The following is a 17,411-nucleotide window of genomic DNA, read 5'->3' as shown; positions in this document are numbered from 1 at the left end:
GCGAGCGGGTCGCGGGAGTCCCGGAGGTCGTACGAGGGGTCATACGAGAGGGACCGTCTCGTCCGGGGTCTCCGGGGCCCAGGCGGCCAGCGGTGTGAAGCCGCGGTGCCCGCACTCGCCGAAGACCGTCAGTGGCCCACCCCCCGACAGGGCGACGAGGCGCCAGAGGCCCGACCGCGACTGGGCGGCGGGCGTCAGGGGCAGGGCCTCCCGGCCGTCCGCGTCGGCGAGCTGCCAGCTGTACTCCGCGCGCGTGGGGACCACCCCGCTCAGCGTCACGGGCCATGAGTCCAGCCACGGGTCCTCCCGCAGAGCCCGGCCATACGCGTCGAGCGCCGCGCCCACGGGTCCGCCCGGGGGTGGCGCGGCGGACGAGGCGACCGGCACGAACTGCTCGCCCGGCTCGGCCCGCAGCTGGCCGGAGCCCGCGTACGGGGTCAGCTCGCCGTCGAGCACCGCGCCCACCGGGAGTGCGAGCCGGGGTGGGCGGCCGGCAGCCCCGTAGGACAGCAGGAGCGCGGTGCGCCCGCTCGTCGTGCCGTGCAGCCAGATGCGCCGGGTGGTCAGCCGGGCGTCGCCCGCGTCGTACTGCGCGAGGACGTGCCACCGGTCGCGCACCGCGGCGCCCTCGGCCGGGGCGGCCAGCCCGATCCGGGTCCGCACCGTCGTCGCGAACGGCGCGGGCAGCCGGTCGGCGCCCAGCCAGGCGCGGTCGAGGAGATGGGTCAGCGCGCACTCCTCCAGGAGCCGCACCGGCCAGCCCGGGCCCGAGCCCGGTATCGCCCCCAACTCCCGCACCCGGCCCGCGAGGCCCGGCGCCTGGGCGTCCACCATGCGGGCCGCCGTCTCGTCCCACTGTCCGTACCCCGAGCGTTCCGCCGCCGCCAGGCCTCCGCGCAGCAGATCGGCGAGCCGCCGCTCCAACTCCTGCGCTCCCGAGGTGATCCGGGCGGTCCTGCGCTCGGACCTGCGGCGGGCCGCCTCCGGGTCCGCGGGGGCTCCGGCATCGCCCTCGGCCCGGCGGGCCGCCGCGCTCGCGGCGCGCCCACGACGGCTTTCGAGCCATGTCGCGGCCCAGTCGGGAGCGGTGGCCTCCTCGGCAGCCGTCGCGTCCGAAGCCTGGAGCAGCAGTAGACCGAGCGCGTGCTTGCAGGGGAACTTCCGGCTCGGGCAACCGCAGTGGTACGCGGGCCCGGTGGTGTCGACGACCGTCCGGTACGGCGTGCGTCCGCTGCCCTTGCACAGGCCCCAGACGGCGCCGTCCGCGCGCCCCGTACCGGACCACGGTCCGGCCGTGCCCAGCTTGCTCCCCGCTCTGCGCGAGGCCTCGTCAGGAGCCAGTGCAAGCACCTGCTCGGCCGTCCAGCGCACCCCCATGGCATTCATGTCCCCGACGGTAGGGGGAGGCACTGACAACGCCCCTGGCCTGGGAGTTGACCTGCACGGGAGGGCTCGGGGAGGATTTGACTTTACCATCTCTTTAAGGTTGCCTGCGCGGACCGGCCATTCACACCACGCGTCCAGGGGGACCCCCATGAAGCGCACCGTCCGCACCGCCGTCTCGGCCCTCGCCGTCACCGGTCTCACCCTCGGCCTCGGCGCCTGCTCGGAGGCCGCGGAGAAGGCCGCCGACCAGGTCGACAAGTCCGTGACCGAGTCCTACGAGGTCACCTACGAGGTCACCGGCAAGGCCGTGGAGTCCATCGACTACCACGCCGGTGACGGCACCGCGATGGCGCCGAAGGTCGAGTCGGAGAAGAAGCCCGCGACGCCCTGGAAGAAGACGGTGAAGCTGAAGGGCATCATGCCGCCGGCCGTCATGCCGATCTCGCTCGACCCCGCCGACCTCACCTGCAAGATCGTCTACCAGGGCAAGGTCATCAAGGAGGCCAAGGCCGAGCAGGCGATGGCCGGCGGCTGCGTCGCCGTCTCCCCCGTCGTGGGCTGACGCCCCCTCACCCCTCCAACCCGCCCTGACCAGCGGTGACATCCGATTGTCAGTGGCATGGTGCACGGTGGATCACACAGCAGGTCGAACGATCTGGAGGGGGATCCATGCCCGTGCCCGAAACCATCGCGAAGCCCGGTTCCGGTGTCGAGACGGACACCGGAACGGGGCGGCGGCAGGCCGCCGCAGAGGCCCTGCGGCCGCACGCCGAGCACGCCTTCGCCGACGAACTCACCGCGCTCGCCGCGGCCGACGACCGGCCCCGCCCCGCCCGCTGGCGCCTCTCGCCGTGGGCCGTCGCCACCTATCTCCTCGGCGGCACCCTCCCCGACGGGACGGTGATCACGCCCAAGTACGTGGGACCGCGCCGCATCGTGGAAGTCGCCGTCACCACGCTCGCCACCGACCGGGCGCTGCTGCTGCTCGGTGTCCCCGGCACCGCCAAGACCTGGGTCTCCGAGCACCTCGCCGCCGCCGTCAGCGGCGACTCCACCCTCCTCGTCCAGGGCACCGCGGGCACCCCCGAGGAGGCCATCCGGTACGGCTGGAACTACGCCCGGCTCCTCGCCCACGGCCCCAGCCGCGACGCGCTCGTGCCCAGCCCCGTCATGCGCGCCATGTCCCAGGGCATGACGGCCCGGGTCGAGGAACTCACCCGGATCCCCGCCGACGTGCAGGACACGCTCATCACGATCCTGTCCGAGAAGACCCTGCCCATTCCCGAACTGGGACAGGAGGTCCAGGCCGTCCCGGGCTTCAACCTGATCGCCACGGCCAACGACCGCGACCGCGGCGTCAACGAACTCTCCAGCGCGCTGCGCCGCCGCTTCAACACGGTCGTCCTGCCGCTGCCCGCGACCCCCGAGGCCGAGGTCGACATCGTCGCCCGCCGCGTCGAGCAGCTCGGGCGCTCCCTAAAGCTGCCGGCCGTCCCCGAGGGGGTGGACGAGATCCGCCGGGTCGTCACCGTCTTCCGCGAGCTGCGGGACGGGGTCACCACGGACGGGCGGACCCGGGTCAAGTCCCCCTCGGGGACGCTGTCCACCGCCGAGGCGATCTCCGTCGTGACCGGCGGACTCGCCCTCGCCGCCCACTTCGGCGACGGGGTCCTGCGCCCCGCGGACATCGCGGCGGGCATCCTCGGCGCGGTCGTCCGCGACCCCGCGGCCGACCGGGTCGTCTGGCAGGAGTACCTGGAGACGGTGGTCAGGGAGAGAGACGGCTGGAAGGACTTCTACCGCGCCTGCCGCGAGGTGAGCGCATGACGGCCGCTGCAGCGGTCACCGGGTCGGACCGGGCGCGCGGGTCCGGGGGTGCCGAAGGCGGGCGGACGCCGGGGTCCTTCCCGGCCGCCGGGGGCGGGCGGGGTTCCGGCCCGGGTCAGGACGCCAGGACGTCCGTCCCGGCCGCCGGCGCCGGGCGGGCGCGCGGGTCCGGGGGTGCCGGTGGGCCGCTCGTGCTCGGGGTGCGGCATCACGGGCCCGGGTCGGCGCGTGGGGTGCGGGCCGCGCTGGACGCGGAGAAGCCCGCCGTGGTGCTCGTGGAGGGGCCCGCCGAGGCCGACGCCCTCGTGGCGCTCGCCGGGGACCCCGCCATGCGCCCGCCGGTCGCGCTGCTCGCCCACGCCGTGGACGACCCCGGCCGGGCCGCGTTCTGGCCGATGGCCGAGTTCTCGCCCGAGTGGGTCGCGATCCGCTGGGCCCTCGACCGGGGCGCAGCCGTCCGCTTCATCGACCTGCCCGCCGCCCACACCCTCGCCGCCGACCCCACCTGGGACGACGGGGAGGACGAGGTCTCCGGGAGCGGCCCGCGGATCGACCCGGTCGCCGAACTCGCCATGGCCGCCGGGTACGAGGACGCCGAGCGCTGGTGGGAGGACGTCGTCGAACTGCGCGGCGAGGCCGACCCCACCGCCCCGTTCGAGGCGCTCGCCGAGGCGATGGGCGCGCTGCGCGAGGCGTACGGGCACGGCGGCCACCCCCGCGACCTGGTCCGCGAGGCGTACATGCGGCTCCAGCTCCGTACCGTCCGCAAGGAGTTCGGCGAGGCCGTCGCCGTCGTCTGCGGCGCCTGGCACGTCCCCGCCCTCACCCGGCGGACCACCGTCGCCGCCGACCGGGCCCTCCTCAAGGGCCTGCCCAAGGTGAAGACCGAGATGACCTGGGTCCCCTGGACCCACCGCAGGCTCGCCCGCCGCTCGGGGTACGGCGCGGGCATCGAAGCGCCCGGCTGGTACGCCCACCTCTTCGCCGCCCCCGACCGGCCCGTCGAGCGCTGGATGACCAAGGTCGCCGGACTCCTCAGGGCCGAGGACCGCCTGGTCTCCTCCGCCCATGTCATCGAGGCCGTCCGGCTCGCCGGCACCCTGGCCGCGCTGCGCGGCCGGCCGCTGCCCGGACTCGACGAGACCACCGACGCCGTCCGCGCGGTCCTCTGCGAGGGCTCCGACGTCCCACTCGACCTCGTCCGGGACCGGCTCGTCGTCGGCGACGTCCTCGGCGAGGTCCCGGACGGCGCCCCCGCCGTCCCCCTCCAGCGCGACCTGGCCCGCCGTCAGCGCACCCTGCGCCTCAAGCCCGAGGCGCACGAGCGCGAGCTCGACCTCGACCTCCGCAAGGAGACGGACGGCGAGCGCAGCCGTCTGCTGCACCGGCTGCGGCTCCTCGGCGTCGACTGGGGCACACCGGCCGCCGGCCGCTCCGGGACCGGCACGTTCCGGGAGGGCTGGCGGCTGCGGTGGGAGCCCGAGCTGCACGTCCAGGTCGCCGAGGCCGGTGTCTGGGGCACCACCGTCGAGGCGGCGGCCACCGCCAGGGCCCGCTCCCGGGCCCTGGCGGCGACCGGCCTCGCCGACATCACCGCCCTCGCCGAGCAGTGCCTGCTCGCCGGGCTCGCCGACGCGCTGCCCGTCGTAATGCGGGCGCTCGCCGACCGGGCCGCGCTCGACACCGATGTCGCCCACCTCGCCCAGGCCCTCCCGGCCCTCGCCCGCTCCCTGCGCTACGGCGACGTGCGGGGCACCGACACGGCGGCCCTGGCCGAGGTCGCCGCCGGACTCGCCGAGCGGATCTGCGTCGGCCTGCCGCCCGCCTGCGCGGGACTCGACGCCGACGCGGCCGGCGCCATGCGCGAGCGGATCGACGAGGTGCACCGCTCCCTCGGCCTGCTGCCCGGCGCGGACCGGCTGACCGAGCGCTGGGCGGGCGTCCTGCGGCGCCTCGCGGACCGCGACCGGATACCGGGCGTCCTGCGGGGGCGGGCCGCCCGGCTCCTCCTGGACGAGGGGCGGCTCGCCGAGGACGAGGCGGCCCTGCTCATGAGCCGGGCCCTGTCGCCCGGCACCCCGCCGTCCGACGCCGCCGCCTGGATCGACGGCTTCGTGGGCGGCGCGTCCGGCGGGGGACTGCTCCTCGTCCACGACGAGCGGCTCCTCGGGCTGGTCGACGGCTGGCTCACGGGCGTTCCCGCCGAGGCGTTCACCGATGTCCTGCCGCTGCTCCGCCGGACCTTCTCCGGGTACGAGCCGGGGGTGCGCCGCACCCTCGGCGAGCTGGTCGCCCGCGGGCCGGGCACCGGCGGCGCCGGGGACGCCACGAAGGGCACACCGGGCTTCGCCCCGACGCTCGACCGGGAGCGGGCGGACGCCGTCCTGCCGCTCCTCCACCTCGTCCTCGGCTCGGACCTCGTCCTCGGCTCGGACCTCGTCCTCGGCCCGGACCCCGTCCTCGGCAAGGAGGCCCCCGTATGACCACGGACCCGACCGTCACCATCGCCACCGGCCCCACCACCGGCACGGCCACCCCCGCCGCCACCCCTCCGGTGGTCGGTGACGAGCGGCTGCGGCGCTGGCGGCTCGTCCTCGGCGGCGGGGAGGCCGACGGCACCGGCCGCGCCCTCGCCGGTACCGACGCCGCCATGGACGGGGCCCTCACCGCGCTCTACGGCCGCCAGGGTCAGGGCGGGGACCGCGCCGGGCGGGACCGCTCGGCGGGGCTCGGCGCCTCGGCGCCCTCCGTCGCCCGCTGGCTCGGCGACATCCGCACGTACTTCCCCAGCTCCGTCGTCCAGGTCATGCAGCGCGACGCGATCGACCGCCTCGGCCTCGCCACGCTCCTCCTGGAGCCGGAGATGCTGGAGGCCGTGGAGGCGGACGTGCACCTCGTCGGCACCCTGCTCTCCCTCCACAAGGCCATGCCCGAGACGACCAGGGAGACCGCGCGGACGGTCGTGCGCAAGGTCGTCGACGAGCTGGAGAAGCGCCTCGCCACCCGCACCCGCGCGACCCTGACCGGCGCCCTCGACCGTTCCACCCGGATCAGCAGGCCCCGCCACCGGGACATCGACTGGGACCGTACGATCCGCGCCAACCTCAAGAACTACCTGCCCGAGCACCGCACGATCGTCCCCGAGCGGCTGATCGGCCACGGGCGCGCCTCCCAGGCGGTTCGCAAGGAGGTCGTGCTCTGCGTCGACCAGTCGGGCTCGATGGCCGCCTCCGTCGTGTACGCCTCCGTCTTCGGCGCGGTGCTCGCGTCGATGCGGTCCATCGCCACCCGGCTGGTCGTCTTCGACACGGCCGTCGTCGATCTGACCGACCGGCTCGACGACCCGGTCGACGTCCTCTTCGGCACCCAGCTGGGCGGCGGTACGGACATCAACCGGGCGCTCGCCCACTGCCAGTCGAGGATCACCCGGCCCGCCGACACGGTCGTCGTCCTCATCAGCGACCTGTACGAGGGGGGCATCCGCGACGAGATGCTGAAGCGGGTCGCGGCGATGAAGGCGTCCGGGGTCCAGTTCGTGGCGCTGCTCGCGCTCTCCGACGAGGGCGCCCCGGCCTACGACCGCGACCACGCGGCGGCGCTGGCCGCGCTCGGGGTGCCGGCCTTCGCCTGCACCCCCGACCTGTTCCCGGAGGTGATGGCGGCGGCACTGGAGAAGCGCCCGCTGCCGATACCCGAGGCCTGACGGCCCCGCCGCTCCCGGCCGGCGCCCGCAGGTGCGGAATCCGTAGCCCAGGACCACCCGCACGGGTGCGCGCAGGGTGACTGAGTCTCATATCACACACGTTTCGGAACGGCCCTCACCTTCCGTTCCGGCGCGTCGTGAGGGGGCGGGAGCCCAAGCCCCACCTGCCGTCCACGGCACCCGCCCCCACGCGCCGCCCCCTACGGACGGCCCCCTCGCCCCTACGATCTGTGACCCGTATCACCGCTCCGTTGTGACCTGCGATTTAGGGACCTACGTCCCACGGCGATAACCTGCGAGACGGACATGCCGCGTCCACGGACACCGTGTACGCCTCCCTTGTGACAGTGCAGTCACGTTGCCCTTCGCGGCACGCCCACGCAGACAACGAACCGCGATCATCAGAAAAGGGACGGACGCGCGTGGACCTGTTCGAGTACCAGGCGAGGGACCTCTTCGCCAAGCACGGTGTACCGGTGCTGGCCGGTGAAGTCATCGACACGCCTGAGGCGGCGCGCGAGGCCACCGAGCGTCTTGGCGGCAAGTCGGTCGTCAAGGCGCAGGTGAAGGTCGGCGGCCGCGGCAAGGCCGGCGGCGTGAAGCTGGCCGCCACCCCGGACGAGGCCGTCGCCCGTGCGACGGACATCCTCGGGATGGACATCAAGGGCCACACGGTCCACAAGGTGATGATCGCCGAGCTGTCCCCGGAGATCGAGGCGGAGTACTACGTCTCGTACCTCCTCGACCGCACCAACCGCACCTTCCTCGCCATGGCGTCGGTGCAGGGCGGCATGGACATCGAGGAGGTCGCGGAGAAGACCCCCGAGGCCCTCGCGAAGGTCCCGGTCAACGCCGTCGACGGCGTGAGCATCGAGAAGGCCCGCGAGATCGTGGCCCTGGCGAAGTTCCCGGCCGAGGTGGCCGAGGGCGTCGCCGAGGCGATGGTGACCCTGTGGGACACCTTCGTCGCCGAGGACGCGCTCCTCGTCGAGGTCAACCCGCTGGTGAAGACCAAGGACGGTCGCATCCTGGCGCTGGACGGCAAGGTCTCGCTCGACGAGAACGCCGACTTCCGCCAGCCCGGGCACGAGGCGCTCGAGGACAAGGCCGCAGCCAACCCGCTCGAGGCTGCCGCCAAGGCCAAGAACCTCAACTACGTCAAGCTGGACGGCCAGGTCGGCATCATCGGCAACGGCGCCGGTCTGGTCATGTCGACCCTGGACGTCGTCGCGTACGCCGGTGAGAACCACGGCGGCGTGAAGCCGGCCAACTTCCTCGACATCGGTGGCGGCGCCTCCGCCGAGGTCATGGCGAACGGCCTGGAGATCATCCTGGGCGACCCGGACGTCAAGTCCGTGTTCGTCAACGTCTTCGGTGGCATCACCGCCTGTGACGAGGTCGCCAACGGCATCGTCCAGGCCCTGGAGCTCCTCGCCTCCAAGGGCGAAGAGGTCACCAAGCCGCTGGTCGTGCGCCTCGACGGCAACAACGCGGAGCTGGGTCGCAAGATCCTGTCGGACGCGAACCACCCGCTCGTGCAGCGCGTGGACACCATGGACGGCGCGGCCGACAAGGCCGCCGAGCTCGCGGCTGCGAAGTAAGGGACGAGGTCAGAACACCATGGCTATCTTCCTGACCAAGGACAGCAAGGTCATCGTCCAGGGCATGACCGGTGCCACGGGCATGAAGCACACCAAGCTCATGCTGGGTGACGGCACCAACATCGTCGGCGGCGTGAACCCGCGCAAGGCCGGCACGTCCGTCGACTTCGACGGCACCGAGGTCCCGGTCTTCGGCTCCGTCGCCGAGGCGATGGAGAAGACGGGCGCCGACGTGTCGGTCCTCTTCGTCCCGCCGGCCTTCGCCAAGGCCGCCGTGGTCGAGGCGATCGACGCCGAGATCCCCCTCGCGGTCGTCATCACCGAGGGCATCGCCGTCCACGACTCCGCCGCCTTCTGGGCGTACGCGCAGTCGAAGGGCAACAAGACCCGCATCATCGGCCCGAACTGCCCCGGTCTCATCACCCCGGGCCAGTCCAACGCCGGCATCATCCCGGGCGACATCACGAAGCCGGGCCGCATCGGCCTGGTCTCGAAGTCCGGCACGCTGACGTACCAGATGATGTACGAGCTCCGTGACCTCGGCTTCTCGTCCGCCGTCGGCATCGGTGGCGACCCGGTCATCGGCACCACGCACATCGACGCCCTCGCGGCGTTCGAGGCGGACCCCGACACCGACCTGATCGTCATGATCGGTGAGATCGGCGGCGACGCCGAGGAGCGTGCGGCCGACTTCATCAAGGCCAACGTCACCAAGCCGGTCGTCGGCTACGTCGCGGGCTTCACCGCGCCCGAGGGCAAGACCATGGGCCACGCCGGCGCCATCGTCTCCGGCTCCTCCGGCACCGCCCAGGCGAAGAAGGAGGCCCTTGAGGCCGCCGGCGTCAAGGTCGGCAAGACGCCGACCGAGACGGCCAAGCTGGCGCGCGCCATCCTCGCGGGCTGAACGGGCTGATTCGCACAGCGGCCTGACAGGCAGTACACGAGCGGGCCCCGCCCCTCCCGGAAGACCGGGTGGGGCGGGGCCCGCTCGTACGCGCGCCCGCTTCTCGGCGGGGCCCGCCCGCTACTCGGCGGACGGCAGCAGCCGCTCCGGGCCCGGGTTCGGCCCGGTGCGCAGCTTCTCGCGGAGCTCCACGTCCTCCGGGCGGAGCTTCTGCGGGCCGCCGCGCACGGGCACGCCGTTGACGGTCTCGCCGGGGGCGTTGACGGGGATGTACCGGGTCGGCGCGGTCGCCGCCGTGAAGCCGGTGACCCCGATGAGGACCGCCGTCACCCCCAGCACCGCCCGCGTCCACGCCCGGGCCCGCCGGTCGCTGCCCGTCCTGACCGTGCGGGCGGCCGGGAGGGTCGCCGTCGGCGCCTCCGCGACCAGCGCGCCGAGCCGCCGGTGCAGCACCTCCGGCTCGGCCAGCTCGGGGACCCGCTCCCCGAGGACGGTACGGGCGTGCAGCAGCCGGTTGGCGGCGGCGGGGGTGCTGGCCTCGGTCTCGGCCGCCGTCTCCGGCAGGTCGAGGCCCAGCCCGTCGTACAGCAGGACGGTACGGCGGTACGGCGGCGGCAGTTCGAGCAGTGCCGTGAGCAGGGACCGCCGGTTCGCCTCCGTCGGCGGGGCGTCGGGGTGCTTGTGGGTGCGGCGCAGCCGGTGCCAGGGGGAGAGGGCGTACTCGTACGCCGTCGCCCTCACCCAGCCCACCGGATCCGGGTCGACGGCGACCTCGGGCCAGTGGTGCCAGGCGTGGTGGAAGGCGTACTCGACGGCCTCGCGGGAGAGCCGTCGACGCCCGGTCAGCAGATAGGTCTGGTGGACGAGGCCGGAAGCCGCGTGCGCGTAGAGCGCGTCGAAGGCCTGTTCGGGTGTGAGCGAGGGCGGTTCGGGCGGGAGCGGGGGTAGCGGCTCGGCGGGCACCGGTGCCGCCGCGTCCACGGGTGCCTGTTTCAGCCGCTCCTGCGGCTTCGGGGTGCCCTTGCGGGCGGGGCCGGAGGCGATGGCGGGCGAGGGCGAGGGGGCCTTCGGCGGCCGTCCGGCCCGCTTGGCGGCGTCCTTGGGCCGCACACCGGCGGACTCGGCGGCCTGAACCCGCGCGGGAGGCTTCAGGGGGGACTGGGCCTGTGCGTGGGACGGCGCCTGTGGCCGTGCCTGGGCCTGGGCCTGGGCATCGGCCCTCGACCGGTCCTCGGCCTGCGGCCGTCCGGGGGTCTGCGCCGGTGTCTCCGGCTGCGGTCTCGACGGTGAGTCGGCCGGGGGCCGTGTGCGGGCGGCTGCGGGCGGCGGCGCGGGGCGGCGGTCGTCCGACCCGCCGGGCCCGGACGAGCCGAGCAGCCTCGCGTACGCCTCGCGCTTACGGCCCCGGGGCGTCGAGCGCCCCGTCTCCCACGCCCTGACCGTGGCCTTCGTGACGCCCATGGCCTCGGCGACCTGCTCCTCGCTCAGGGCGAGGACCTCACGCAACCTGCGCCGCTCCTTCGGGGTCGGCAGGGTGACGGCGGATGCGGAATCCGCGGTGCTCCGGCTCATCGGCGTCGACCTCCCGCAGAGCTGCTCTGGGCGGAAAAGTACATAAACGTATCTTGAGCGACACAACGGAGGTTTGCCTGTTACGCGGTAAAAGCGCGTGTCGTTGGCAGCATGACCCCGTGACCCATATGACCGAACACCCCCTGGTCCGGGGCGGTCGTTCCACCGCCCTCGCCACCGCCTGTGTCCGGGGCGGGGTCGCCGCCGGGCTCGGTCTCGGTGCTCTCGCCGTGCTCGTGATCGCGGCCTGGATCAGCTCCCCGTACCCCGACGGCGGCGCCGGCGGCACCCTGCACCTGGCCGCCGGGCTCTGGCTGCTCGCCCACGGCGTCGACCTCGTCCGTACGGACACCCTGAGCGGCCTGCCCGCGCCCCTCGGCATCGTGCCGCTGGTCCTGGTCGTCCTGCCCGTCTGGCTCGTCCACCGGGCCGCCCGCGACACCCTCGACGGCGGCGGCGACGACCGGCCGCGCCCCTCCGCCGGGGGTGCCGTCGCCTCGGTCGCCGGGGGATATCTCCTGGTCGCGGCCGGGGTCGTGGTCTACAGCGAGAGCGGCCCCCTGCCCGCCGACCTCGTCAGCGCCGGGCTCTGGCTGCCCGCCGTCGTCACGGCCGCGGCGGGCGCCGGGGTCTGGACCGCGCACGGCCGCCCACTGCCCGGACAGCGCCAGGCCGCCGTCGCCCTGCGCGCGACGGGACTCGGCCTGGTGACCCTGCTGGCGGGCGGCGCGGTCGCCGCGGCGGTCTCGCTCGCCTGGCACGCGAGCGAGGCGCAGGCGGCGTACGCGGGTCTCACGGGGGAGTGGTCGGGGCGGGTGGCGGTGCTGCTGCTCGTCCTGGCGCTGCTCCCGAACATGGCCGTCTGGGGTGCCTCGTACGGGCTCGGGCCGGGTTTCGCCCTCGGCACCGGCGCGTTCGCCACCCCGCTGGGTCTCGTCGGGGACCCGGCCGTACCGCCGTTCCCGCTGCTCGCCGCGCTGCCCGCCGAGGGGCGCGGGGAGTGGCCGCACTGGACGGCCGCGGCCGTTCCGCTGGCCGCCGCCGTGCTCCAGGGCCGGTGTGTGGGCCGCGCGGCGCGCACCTGGGCGGCCCGTGACACCGCCCTCACGGCGCTGGGCGCGGCCTGGGGCTGCGGGGCGGCCGTCGCCGTCCTCGCGGGCGCGGCGGGCGGTCCGCTGGGCGGCGGTCGCCTCGCGGCGTTCGGGCCGGTGTGGTGGCAGACGGGGGCGGCGGCCGTGCTGTGGGGTGCGTGCGTGGGGGTCCCGGTGGCCCTGGGCGTACGGGCCTGGGCCCGCCGCGTGCCCCGCTCGTTGCGCCGACCTGTTCCGGCACCGGCACCGGCACCGGAACAGGTACGGGTACGGGTGCCGGTGACGGGCGCCCAGCCGGTGGGGGCGTCGGTGGGGGCTGCGGCCGAGGTATCGGCGACAGCGGGGGCTGCGGCAGACACCGGTTCAGGGCCGGGGTCAGGTGCCGGCGACACCCCAGAAGCACCAGCCGGCACCGCACCCGGTGCCGATGGCGCCGCCGGGGCCGTATCCGAGCCCGGCCTCGTACACCCGTCCGTGAGTCCGTCCCCGTCCCCGGCAGCGCAGTCGGCGCAGGTCGCGCCGCCGGGCGAGACCTCCGGTGCCGATCTCGGGCTCGGCGACGATCCGTACGGTGACTCCGCCTTCGAGCCGTACGACTACCTCCCGGCGGCCTGGGAGCCCGCGCCGCCGCCCCCGGACCGGCCCGGCGGCGGCGGATCCGCCGCTTCTACTCCCTGACGCCGAAGCCCGCGCGCAGCGGCTTCGGCAGGAGGTCGTTGCAGGCCAGCTGGCCCGCATGGGTGAGGGCGTCGGCGCGGCACTCGTAGAAGTCGCTGTAGACGAGCTTCATCGTGAAGCCGACCGCGACGATCATCAGGGCCACGCTCGCCGCGACCAGGCCGCTGATCGCGGCGGTCCGCATCGCGCGGATCGGAGTCGCCCCCGTGGGGCCCTGCGGCGCCGCTCCCGCCGCCGTCTCCGCCCCGGGGGAGGCCGGTGTCGGCTCCGCCGGCGGCTTCGGTTTGGTGCGCAGCGAGCTGATCGCCCAGTAGAGGCCGAGCGCGCCGAGCAGCAGCGCCAGCTCCGGGATCTCGAAGATCGCGAAGAAGAAGGCCCACATGCCCGCGAGGATCGCGTACCGCGCCCGCCGCTGCGCCGGGTCCGTGGGGTCCCAGCGGAGCCCCTGGCGGCCGGGGCCGCCCTGGCCGGGCCCGCCGTCGGGGCCGCCCTGACCGCCTCCCTGTCCACCGCCCTGGCGCTCGGGTCCGCGGCCGAAGCCGTCGTCCGAGGGTCCCGGCTGGCGGGGGCTCCATCGGCCGTCGGCCGGCCCCGACGAGCCGGAGTTCCCGGACGTCTCGTCGTCCGAGCCCTCCGGTCGCCGCGGCTGCCACGGCTGATCCGGCCTGCCCTCGGGCGGCGGCGCGAACGGGTTGTTGTCGTCCGTGGACTGGCGTTCCGGCATCTGCTGAACGTCTTCCCTCTGTCGTCGTGACCACGTCCGCACCCGTGGTCTGCGCTGTTGTCTCGTCTGCTGCTGTCTGCCGCAGCCCGCTGTTCGTCGGGGGTCGGACCCTGACGCTACCGCCCTGCTCCGCCCCCGTCCCGTGGGGGCCGTCCGGTGTGCCGGTATCGTTGCTGACGGTCGAGCCATTCGTAGGGTTCCCCGTATCGAGCGGCACGATTCGTTCGTACGACCGTACAAACACCACGGAAAGAGTGACCCAGTGGCTGCCGCCCGCCTCGTCGTCCTGGTCTCCGGTTCCGGTACCAATCTGCAGGCCCTCCTCGACGGCATCGCCGCGGACCCCGAGGGGTACGGCGCCGAGATCGTCGCCGTGGGCGCCGACCGCGACGGCATCGCCGGTCTGGAGCGCGCCGAGCGCGCCGGGCTGCCGACCTTCGTCTGCCGGGTCAAGGACCACGCCACCCGCGAGGAGTGGGACCGCGCGCTGGCCGAGGCCACCGCCGCGTACGAACCGGACCTCGTCGTCTCGGCCGGTTTCATGAAGATCGTCGGCAAGGAGTTCCTCGCCCGCTTCGGCGGCCGGGTCGTCAACACCCACCCGGCTCTGCTCCCCAGTTTTCCCGGTGCCCACGGGGTGCGTGACGCCCTCGCCTACGGCGCGAAGGTCACCGGGTGCACCGTCCACTTCGTCGACGACGGTGTCGACACCGGCCCGATCATCGCCCAGGGCGTGGTCGAGGTGCGGGAGACGGACGATGAAGCCGCTCTGCACGAGCGCATCAAGGAAGTCGAGCGCTCGCTGCTCGTCGACGTCGTGGGGCGCCTCGCCCGGCACGGCTATCGCATTGAGGGACGAAAGGTTCATGTCGGTGAACACGGACACCGTTAAGCCCATCCGCCGCGCGCTGGTCAGCGTCTACGACAAGACGGGGCTCGAAGAGCTGGCCCGCGGTCTGCACGAGGCCGGTGTCGAGCTCGTCTCCACCGGCTCCACGGCCGGGAAGATCGCCGCCGCCGGGGTGCCGGTCACCAAGGTCGAGGAGCTGACCGGCTTCCCCGAGTGCCTGGACGGCCGCGTCAAGACCCTCCACCCGCGCGTGCACGCCGGCATCCTCGCCGACCTGCGCCTGGAGTCGCACCGCGCGCAGCTCGCCGAGCTGGGCGTGGAGCCCTTCGACCTGGTCGTCGTGAACCTCTACCCGTTCCGCGAGACCGTCGCCTCCGGCGCCACCCCGGACGAGTGCGTCGAGCAGATCGACATCGGCGGCCCGTCCATGGTCCGCGCCGCCGCGAAGAACCACCCGTCCGTGGCGATCGTGACCAGCCCCGAGCGGTACGACGACGTGCTCGCGGCCGTCAAGGCCGGCGGTTTCGACCTGACCGCGCGCAAGCGCCTCGCCGGTGAGGCCTTCCAGCACACCGCCGCGTACGACGTGGCCGTGGCCTCCTGGTTCGCCGACGACTACGCCGCCGCCGACGACAGCGGCTTCCCGGACTTCCTGGGCGCCACCTACGCGCGGAACAACGTCCTGCGCTACGGCGAGAACCCGCACCAGGGCGCCGCGCTCTACGTCGACGGCACGGGCGGCCTCGCCGAGGCCGAGCAGCTGCACGGCAAGGAGATGTCGTACAACAACTACACGGACACCGACGCCGCGCGCCGGGCCGCGTACGACCACACCGAGCCCTGCGTCGCGATCATCAAGCACGCCAACCCGTGCGGCATCGCGGTCGGCGCGGACGTCGCCGAGGCCCACCGCAAGGCCCACGCCTGCGACCCGCTGTCCGCGTTCGGCGGCGTCATCGCCGTCAACCGCCCGGTCTCGGTCGCGATGGCCGAGCAGGTCGCGGAGATCTTCACCGAGGTCATCGTCGCCCCGGCGTACGAGGACGGCGCCGTCGAGATCCTCGCCAGGAAGAAGAACATCCGCGTGCTGCGCGCCGAGGGCGGCCCGGCCAACCCGGTCGAGGTCAAGCCGATCGACGGCGGCGCGCTGCTCCAGGTCACCGACCGCCTCCAGGCCGAGGGCGACGACCCGGCGCACTGGACCCTGGCGACCGGCGAGGCCCTGTCCGCCGAGGAGCTGGCGGAGCTGGCGTTCGCCTGGAAGGCCTGCCGCGCGGTCAAGTCCAACGCGATCCTGCTCTCCAAGGACGGCGCCTCGGTCGGCGTCGGCATGGGCCAGGTCAACCGCGTCGACTCCGCGAAGCTGGCCGTCGAGCGGGCGGGCGAGGAGCGGGCGCGCGGCTCGTACGCCGCCTCCGACGCGTTCTTCCCCTTCCCCGACGGCCTGGAGATCCTCACCGCGGCCGGCGTGAAGGCGGTCGTGCAGCCGGGCGGCTCGATGCGTGACGAGCTGGTCGTCGAGGCGGCGAAGAAGGCGGGCGTGACGATGTACTTCACGGGGACGCGCCACTTCTTCCACTGATCCTCCGGCTCGGACGGACAGCGGACGGCCCGCCGGTACCTGGGAGGTACCGGCGGGCCGTTCCGTGTCCGGATCAGCAGCTCCCGACCCATCTGACCGATGTCACGGTCAGGCCGCTGCCGGGCAACGCCCCCCGTGCGGTGCGCTCCAGGCACGGTCCGGTGCCGTTCACCCGGACCCGGTCGTACCCGGGCTCGACCATTCCGTTGTTGAAGTACGACCTCCGCAGGCCGCAGTCGAGCGCGGTGGCGTCCCCGTCGGTCCTGCACACGCTGCCGGTCCCGTCGGCGTTCTGGTAGAAGCAGACGTACCCGGACGGGCAGTTCTGCCACGGTGCGGCGGGCGAGCAGTTGGCGCTGGTGACGCTCGCCCACTCGTTGCCCGCGCCGGTGTAGAGCGTCCCGTCGAAGGTCACCGGCCGGCGGTGGCTCTCGTCGGTGTAGTCACCGGACGCCAGGTACCGCTGCTCGTAGTGCAGGTGGGCCCAGCCGCCCGAGTTGGCGCCCGTCTTGCCGATCGACCCGATGCGGGTCGCCGCCGCGACCTGCTGTCCGACCGTCGCCACCACCGGGCTTTCGAGGTGGTAGTAGACGGAGAACCAGCCGCCGCTGTGCTTGATCTGGACCACGTTGCCCGCGCCCGAGTCCCAGTACACGGCCGTGACCGTGCCGGGAGCGGACGCGAGCACGGGCTTGCCGTCGGATCCCGGGTTGCCCTTGGCGACGATGTCGAGTGCCGGATCGTGCCCCGAGCCGTAGCTGTTCAGCTGCCACTGGGTGCCGCACGGGAAGGGCATCTGGAAGGCGGGCTTCGCGGCCGTGGCCGCAGCGTCGGCGGAGGCGGAGGCGGAAGCGGAGGCGGAAGCGGTGGCCGCGGCCGCACCCGGACCGAGGGCGACCAGCGCCAGGCCGAGGACCGCCAGCATCAGTCGGCGCATCAGTGGAAGAACTTGCTGCAGGCCGACTCGGGCACCCACTGGTGGGAGCTGATCTCGTTGTTGGCCGGGGCACCGGTGGTGAAGGTGTCGTCGTTCAGGTTGTCGACGTACTTCTCCCCCCAGGTGACACAGCCGTGCCCGCCCCCGTACCTGGCGTCCCGGTAGAACGCGACCGTGTCGTAGCCGCCCTTGGTGCCGGTGTTCACCAGGGAGGTGGCCCGGTCGTTGTCGCCGCCCGTGAACTGACCCGAGGAGTTGCTCCAGTCGGCGTCCTCCGTGGGCGTGTGACCGAGCTCGTCACCGGAGCAGTCGCTGCCGCTGAAGGCCCACATGTTGCCGTCGCCCTGATGGGACCTCCAGACGCTGTCGCATCCCGTCCCCAGGACGCCCGTCGAACCCTCGGACGCCGCCTGGGCCGCGGTCCCGGGCAGGGTGAGGCCGAGCGCGGCCAGTCCGAGGGTGGCCGCGGCGACGCCGATCCTGCGCTTGATCATGGTGTTCCTCCTTGTTGGGGCCTCCGTGACGGAGGTGTGCTCGTCCCCAGCGGTGTGCTGCG

14 protein-coding genes are annotated in these 17,411 nt (G+C 73.9%); 9 read left to right on the top strand and 5 right to left on the bottom strand.

Annotated features, from left to right (window positions below; genetic code table 11):
• Positions 1-39: 39 nt before the first annotated feature.
• Positions 40-1,386 (bottom strand): SWIM zinc finger family protein, encoded by a 1,347-nt coding sequence (locus ABT154_RS22945; RefSeq protein WP_351858698.1) that lies wholly within the window; start codon positions 1,384-1,386, stop codon positions 40-42.
• A gap of 148 nt (positions 1,387-1,534) precedes the next feature.
• On the opposite strand from ABT154_RS22945, the gene ABT154_RS22940 reads away from it, so the two are divergent.
• The 6 genes from ABT154_RS22940 to sucD all read left to right on the top strand — a co-directional run bounded on the left by ABT154_RS22940 (position 1,535) and on the right by sucD (position 9,421).
• Positions 1,535-1,948 carry an MmpS family transport accessory protein gene (locus ABT154_RS22940; RefSeq protein WP_351858697.1) on the top strand — a complete coding sequence of 138 codons (414 nt, stop codon included), beginning with the start codon at positions 1,535-1,537 and terminating at the stop codon, positions 1,946-1,948.
• Positions 1,949-2,055: 107 nt separating this feature from the next.
• Complete coding sequence (locus tag ABT154_RS22935) at positions 2,056-3,213, top strand: ATP-binding protein (protein ID WP_351858696.1); 1,158 nt, start codon at positions 2,056-2,058, stop codon at positions 3,211-3,213.
• Positions 3,214-3,446: 233 nt separating this feature from the next.
• A complete protein-coding gene (locus ABT154_RS22930) occupies positions 3,447-5,696 on the top strand; it encodes a DUF5682 family protein (RefSeq protein WP_502969567.1) in 2,250 nt (749 codons plus the stop codon).
• Positions 5,693-6,916, top strand: coding sequence for a VWA domain-containing protein (locus ABT154_RS22925; protein WP_351858695.1), 1,224 nt, complete (start codon positions 5,693-5,695; stop codon positions 6,914-6,916). The genes ABT154_RS22930 and ABT154_RS22925 overlap by 4 nt, the downstream gene beginning before the upstream one ends.
• 422 nt (positions 6,917-7,338) lie before the next feature.
• Positions 7,339-8,517 carry an ADP-forming succinate--CoA ligase subunit beta gene (gene sucC, locus ABT154_RS22920; protein ID WP_317878360.1) on the top strand — a complete coding sequence of 393 codons (1,179 nt, stop codon included), beginning with the start codon at positions 7,339-7,341 and terminating at the stop codon, positions 8,515-8,517.
• A gap of 19 nt (positions 8,518-8,536) precedes the next feature.
• Entirely contained in the window at positions 8,537-9,421 is an 885-nt protein-coding gene (gene sucD / locus ABT154_RS22915) for a succinate--CoA ligase subunit alpha (RefSeq protein WP_317878361.1), read from the top strand.
• Between the two features lie 120 nt (positions 9,422-9,541).
• Here the strand turns inward: sucD and ABT154_RS22910 are convergent, their stop codons facing one another.
• On the bottom strand, positions 9,542-10,993 hold the full coding sequence (locus tag ABT154_RS22910) for a sigma factor-like helix-turn-helix DNA-binding protein (RefSeq protein ID WP_351858694.1): 1,452 nt from the start codon (positions 10,991-10,993) through the stop codon (positions 9,542-9,544).
• 128 nt (positions 10,994-11,121) lie between these two features.
• Between ABT154_RS22910 and ABT154_RS22905 the strand changes: the two genes are divergently transcribed.
• Positions 11,122-12,762: a cell division protein PerM gene (locus ABT154_RS22905; protein ID WP_351858784.1), complete on the top strand. Its 1,641-nt coding sequence runs from the start codon at positions 11,122-11,124 to the stop codon at positions 12,760-12,762.
• Here the strand turns inward: ABT154_RS22905 and ABT154_RS22900 are convergent.
• A complete protein-coding gene (locus ABT154_RS22900; RefSeq protein WP_351858693.1) occupies positions 12,752-13,486 on the bottom strand; it encodes a hypothetical protein in 735 nt (244 codons plus the stop codon). The two genes, ABT154_RS22905 and ABT154_RS22900, sit on opposite strands and share 11 nt — an antisense overlap.
• A gap of 262 nt (positions 13,487-13,748) precedes the next feature.
• On the opposite strand from ABT154_RS22900, the gene purN reads away from it, so the two are divergent.
• Both purN and purH read left to right on the top strand, forming a co-directional pair.
• Positions 13,749-14,378 (top strand): phosphoribosylglycinamide formyltransferase, encoded by a 630-nt coding sequence (purN, locus tag ABT154_RS22895; protein ID WP_250770376.1) that lies wholly within the window; start codon positions 13,749-13,751, stop codon positions 14,376-14,378.
• Complete coding sequence (gene purH, locus ABT154_RS22890) at positions 14,353-15,918, top strand: bifunctional phosphoribosylaminoimidazolecarboxamide formyltransferase/IMP cyclohydrolase (protein WP_351858692.1); 1,566 nt, start codon at positions 14,353-14,355, stop codon at positions 15,916-15,918. The genes purN and purH overlap by 26 nt, the downstream gene beginning before the upstream one ends.
• 73 nt (positions 15,919-15,991) lie before the next feature.
• Here the strand turns inward: purH and ABT154_RS22885 are convergent, their stop codons facing one another.
• Together ABT154_RS22885 and ABT154_RS22880 are read right to left on the bottom strand one after the other, a co-directional pair.
• Positions 15,992-16,855 carry a peptidoglycan DD-metalloendopeptidase family protein gene (locus tag ABT154_RS22885; protein ID WP_351858691.1) on the bottom strand — a complete coding sequence of 288 codons (864 nt, stop codon included), beginning with the start codon at positions 16,853-16,855 and terminating at the stop codon, positions 15,992-15,994.
• Positions 16,855-17,349, bottom strand: a complete 495-nt coding sequence (locus ABT154_RS22880) for a peptidase inhibitor family I36 protein (RefSeq protein WP_351858690.1) — start codon at positions 17,347-17,349, stop codon at positions 16,855-16,857. The genes ABT154_RS22885 and ABT154_RS22880 overlap by 1 nt, the downstream gene beginning before the upstream one ends.
• Between the last annotated feature and the right edge of the window lie 62 nt (positions 17,350-17,411).

Source organism: Streptomyces sp. NPDC001728, assembly GCF_040297565.1.
In the GTDB taxonomy this organism is placed as follows: domain Bacteria; phylum Actinomycetota; class Actinomycetes; order Streptomycetales; family Streptomycetaceae; genus Streptomyces.
Note: the sequence above shows the minus strand (reverse complement) of the source record. Positions and strands in the feature narration are given on the sequence as shown.